This is a genomic window from Planktothrix sp. FACHB-1355 (assembly GCF_014748295.1).
Lineage (GTDB): Bacteria > Cyanobacteriota > Cyanobacteriia > Cyanobacteriales > Aerosakkonemataceae > Aerosakkonema > Aerosakkonema funiforme_A.
Window position 1 is genome coordinate 1 of record NZ_JACJUP010000480.1, and the last position, 4,768, is coordinate 4,768.

A 4,768-nucleotide genomic window follows, 5' to 3' on the forward strand; every position below is an offset into this window, starting at 1 on the left:
CCACAGCATTGGCACAGGGAAGAAGTTGAGGGATTGTATTTACTGGAAGGAGAATTGTTAATTGAAAGCGGTGAAAAAAGCTTCACTGCTACACCTGGTTCGTTTGTTCTAGCTCCGAAAGGTATTCCTCATACCTACCGAAATTTAACAACATCACCCGCCAAAATGTTGGCAATTATTACTCCGGCAAATGCGGGGGAATTTTTTGAGAAAGCAGGTGTACCAGCAACCAATAAGTTTACACCGCCGCCGCCACCGGAACCAGAAAAGATCGAAGAATTAATTGCGATCGCGCAGCAGCACAACATCGAGATTAACCTACCCCAAATGGTGTAAAAATAATAGATAGATATCCAAAGAAACCCGGTTTCTCCTAGAAACCGGGTTTCTGGACTGACAATCAATCATTTAAGGCAGTGGATAAAACCGAAAAAGACAAAATGCTGGCAGGCGAATTATATCTCGCTGCCGACGCCGAATTAGTTGCCGATCGCAAACGCGCACGTCGTCTGAGCAGAGTATACAATAATACTACTGAAGAAGAAACGGAAAGGCGCACGCAAATTTTAACGGAATTATTTGCCAAAGTTGGTGCTAATGTTGAAATTGAGCCACCTTTCTACTGCGACTACGGCAGCAATACTTATGTTGGCGATAAATTTTACATGAACTTTGGCTGTGTCATTCTTGACTGTAATAAGGTGGAAATTGGCGACAGCGTTTTATGTGGGCCTTATGTTCAAATTTACACCGCGTATCATCCGATCTCACCGGAAATTCGTCTTACGGGTAAAGAGTTAGCCGCTCCTGTCAAAATCGGTAATAATGTTTGGATCGGAGGTAATGTTATCATTTGTCCAGGAGTAACTATCGGTGACAACACAACTATAGGCGCTGGCAGCGTGGTTGTAAAAGATATACCTGCAAATGTTGTTGCTGCTGGAAATCCCTGCCGGATTATTCGCAATTTATCTTGATTTTGCACTTTCAAGTATGACTGAAGCAGCAAACATAACCCAGGAAGAAAAAAGGTTAGCAGAAGCACGGGAACGCCAAGCGCATTGGCGCAAGTGGGGGCCATATTTGAGCGATCGTCAGTGGGGAACTGTCCGCGAAGATTACAGTCCCGATGGTTCCGCTTGGGACTATTTTACGCACGAACAATCTCGTTCTCGCGCCTATCGCTGGGGTGAAGATGGGATTGCGGGAATTTCCGATAACCATCAGCGTTTATGTTTTGCTCTTGCTTTCTGGAATGGCGAAGATGGAATCTTAAAAGAAAGGCTGTTTGGCTTAACAGGAAATGAGGGCAATCACGGGGAAGATGTCAAAGAATACTATTTTTATCTCGACAGCACCCCTACCCATTCTTACATGAAATGTCTGTACAAATATCCGCACCAAGCTTTTCCATACGATCGATTAGTTGCAGAAAATGGGCAGCGCAGTCGCAAAGAGCCAGAATTTGAATTGCTCGATACAGGGATTTTTGATGATGACCGTTATTTTGATATTTTTGTAGAGTATGCCAAAAATTCGCCAGACGATATTTTAATTCAAGTTAGTATTATCAATCGAGGTGCAGAAGCGAGAAAGCTGCATCTGTTACCAACTCTTTGGTTTCGCAACACTTGGTCTTGGAATGGCATCAAAGATAAACCATTCGTGAAAGTCAGTCATACAGAAACTAAATTCAGCGTTATCGAAGCATCGCATCCCACATTGGGAGAAAGATGGCTGTACTGTCAGGATTCACCAAAACTTCTCTTTACAGAAAACGAAACTAACAACCAGTTATTGTTTGGTGTAAGCAATGCTTCGCGTTACGTGAAAGATGGAATTAATAATTATATTGTACATAATCGAAAGTCAGCAGTCAATCCCGATAATATAGGAACCAAAGTAGCAGCCCATTACTTGTTAACAGTTGATGCTGGCGAAACGAAAGTCATCCATTTGCGACTGAGCGATTCTCCAAATTCATCCCAACCTTTAGGTGATGAATTTGAAGTTATATTTAAAACTCGTCAGCAAGAAGCAGATGAATTTTATCAGCGGATTGCTCCGAAATCGCTATCAGAAGATGAGCGAAACGTGCAGCGACAAGCTTTCGCGGGTATGTTGTGGAGCAAGCAATTTTATCATTATGTTGTAGAAGAGTGGTTGAATGGCGATCGCGCTACTCCACCGCCACCAGAAGAACGCAAACGCAGTAGAAATTGCGAGTGGTTTCATCTTTACAATGACGATATTCTCTCAATGCCAGATAAATGGGAATATCCTTGGTTTGCGGCTTGGGATTTGGCTTTTCATACTATTCCTTTGGCGATGGTAGATCCCGATTTTGCGAAGAAGCAACTCGATTTGTTGACGCGGGAATGGTATATGCACCCCAACGGCCAAATTCCGGCCTATGAATGGAAATTTAGCGATGTAAATCCGCCCGTTCATGCTTGGGCTGCGTGGCGTGTTTATCAGATAGAAGAAAAAATGTACGGACGGGCAGATAAACGTTTTTTGGAGCGAGTATTTCAAAAGTTGCTGCTCAACTTTACTTGGTGGGTAAACCGCAAGGATGTAGAGGGAAAAAATGTATTTCAGGGCGGATTTTTAGGTTTAGACAACATCGGTGTTTTCGATCGAAGTGCGGAACTGCCGACAGGCGGACATATAGAACAGTCTGATGGCACAAGCTGGATGGGAATGTATTGCTTAAATATGTTGGCGATCGCGATCGAACTAGCCAAAACAAATTCAGCTTACGAAGATATCGCCAGCAAATTTTTCGAGCATTTTTTGTATATTGCTGACGCGATGAATCACATCGGCGATCCTGATGGTTCGCTGTGGGATGAAACAGATGGTTTTTACTACGATGTTTTGCATCTCCCCGATGACAAAAATTTAAAGTTAAAAATTCGTTCAATGGTGGGATTGATTCCTTTGTTTGCGGTCGAAACGCTGGAACCGGAAACTTTAAATAAACTGCCTGGGTTTAAAAAACGACTGGAGTGGTTCATTAACAATCGACCGGATTTGAAAGAAAATGTCGCTTGCATGGAAACGCCAGGTATCGGTGCGAGAAGATTGCTAGCAATTGTTTATCGCAGTAAACTAAAGTGCATTTTGAAAAGATTGCTGGATGAAACAGAGTTTTTTGGAGATTATGGCATTCGCGCCCTTTCCAAATATCATGCCCAAAATCCATATATTTTTAATGCCAATGGATGCGAATTCCGAGTCGATTACGAACCAGCAGAATCTAGCAGCAATCTTTTCGGCGGCAATTCCAATTGGCGCGGCCCAGTTTGGTTTCCCGTAAATTACTTAATTACAGAAGCGTTGCACAAGTTTTATTCTTACTTGGGCGATGATTTCAAAATCGAGTGTCCCACAGGTTCGGGTCAAGAAATGACGCTGCGGGAAGTGGCGATCGCATTGTCTCGCAACGTCGTAAATATTTTTCTAAAAGATTCTTGTGGTAATAGACCTGTTTACGGTAAAATTGATAAACTGCAAACCGACCCTAACTGGCGCGATGCGATCCTTTTTTACGAATATTTTCATGGCGATAACGGTACGGGACTTGGTGCTAGCCATCAAACGGGATGGACTGGTTTAGTAGCAGAATTAATTCAACAGTGTGGAGAGGATAGGAGTAGAAATATCGCTTCTAGTTGAGCGCCCTTACTTTCAGAAACAATGCGGCTATTAGCGTACAGACTATAGTCTGCTAAGGCCATCATGATATTATTCTAATCATTTAGATTAATAATATGGGCAGATGATTAAGCTTTCAATGAAGCAATTTATTCTGACTGTAAGCAATGCAGAGAGTGCTACAATAAATATTGGTTTTTATCAAAGGATTGTGCAGTAAATTTGTCGCATCTTCTGCTGTCAGAGGCTGACTGAATAAATAACCTTGCATCTCTTCTGATTGCAAACTTCGCAATAATTCCAATTGCTCGCGAGTCTCGACTCCCTCTGCCACTACTTTTAAATTAAGGCCGTGTCCGAGAGTAATCATAGCAGAAATAATTGCTATATCGTGCGGGTTATCTTTCAAATCGCGCACAAAAGACTGATCGATTTTAAGCTTATCGAAGGGGAACTTTTTTAAATAACCCAAGGAAGAATAACCAGTCCCAAAATCATCAATAGAAATATAAACTCCCAAAGTTTGCAAGTCTCGCAACATTTCACTGGCAAAGTCCAGATTCTGCATAATAGTAGTTTCGGTAATTTCCAGCTCTAAATACTGAGGATCTAGCCCTGTCTCTTCCAACGCCAGTGCCACTCTAGATGCGATGTTAGGTTGTTGGAACTGCCGAGGCGAAAGGTTAACTGCCACCCGCAACGGCGAAAACCCCGCATTCTGCCAAGCTTTATTTTGGGCGCAAGCAGTCCGCAGCACCCACTCGCCGATCGGTACAATTAATCCGTTTTCTTCTGCTAGGGGAATAAATTGTCCTGGTGACACTAGACCCAGTTCTGGATGTCGCCAGCGCACAAGAGCTTCCATCCCGATGATTTCCCCAGTGTTGATGTGGATCTGAGGCTGGTAGTAAACATCAAACTCACGCCGCTCTAGCGCTTGGTGCAGGCGATTTTCTAACGCCAACAATTGGGAAGCTTGTGCGTTCATCTCCGGTTTGTAGAACCGATAATTATTCCGACCGTGTTCTTTAGCGCGGTATAGTGCGGCATCAGCATTTCTTAATAAAGTTTCGGCATCTTCACCATCGTGGGGATAGAGCGCAATGCC

General features: G+C 43.1%; 4 protein-coding genes. 3 read left to right on the forward strand and 1 reads right to left on the reverse strand.

Annotated elements, in window-relative coordinates:
• The 3 genes from H6S82_RS18790 to H6S82_RS18800 form a co-directional block, all read left to right on the forward strand.
• Positions 1–336: cupin domain-containing protein (locus H6S82_RS18790; protein WP_191056544.1), on the forward strand; the 336-nt coding region annotated here is incomplete at its 5' end.
• An 80-nt stretch (positions 337–416) separates the two neighbouring features.
• On the forward strand, positions 417–977 hold the full coding sequence (locus H6S82_RS18795; RefSeq protein WP_322111905.1) for a sugar O-acetyltransferase: 561 nt from the start codon (positions 417–419) through the stop codon (positions 975–977).
• Between the two features lie 16 nt (positions 978–993).
• Entirely contained in the window at positions 994–3,681 is a 2,688-nt protein-coding gene (locus H6S82_RS18800; RefSeq protein WP_190464913.1) for a glucosidase, read from the forward strand.
• Positions 3,682–3,796: 115 nt separating this feature from the next.
• Here the strand turns inward: H6S82_RS18800 and H6S82_RS18805 are convergent.
• Positions 3,797–4,768, reverse strand: a 972-nt coding sequence (locus H6S82_RS18805) for an EAL domain-containing protein (RefSeq protein ID WP_191056545.1), incomplete at its 5' end; no start/stop codon positions are given.

What these genes read in the sequence shown, in the direction of transcription:
- H6S82_RS18800 (WP_190464913.1), top strand. Translation starts at nt 994, where the DNA reads ATGACTGAAGCAGCAAACATAACCCAGGAAGAAAAAAGGTTAGCAGAA.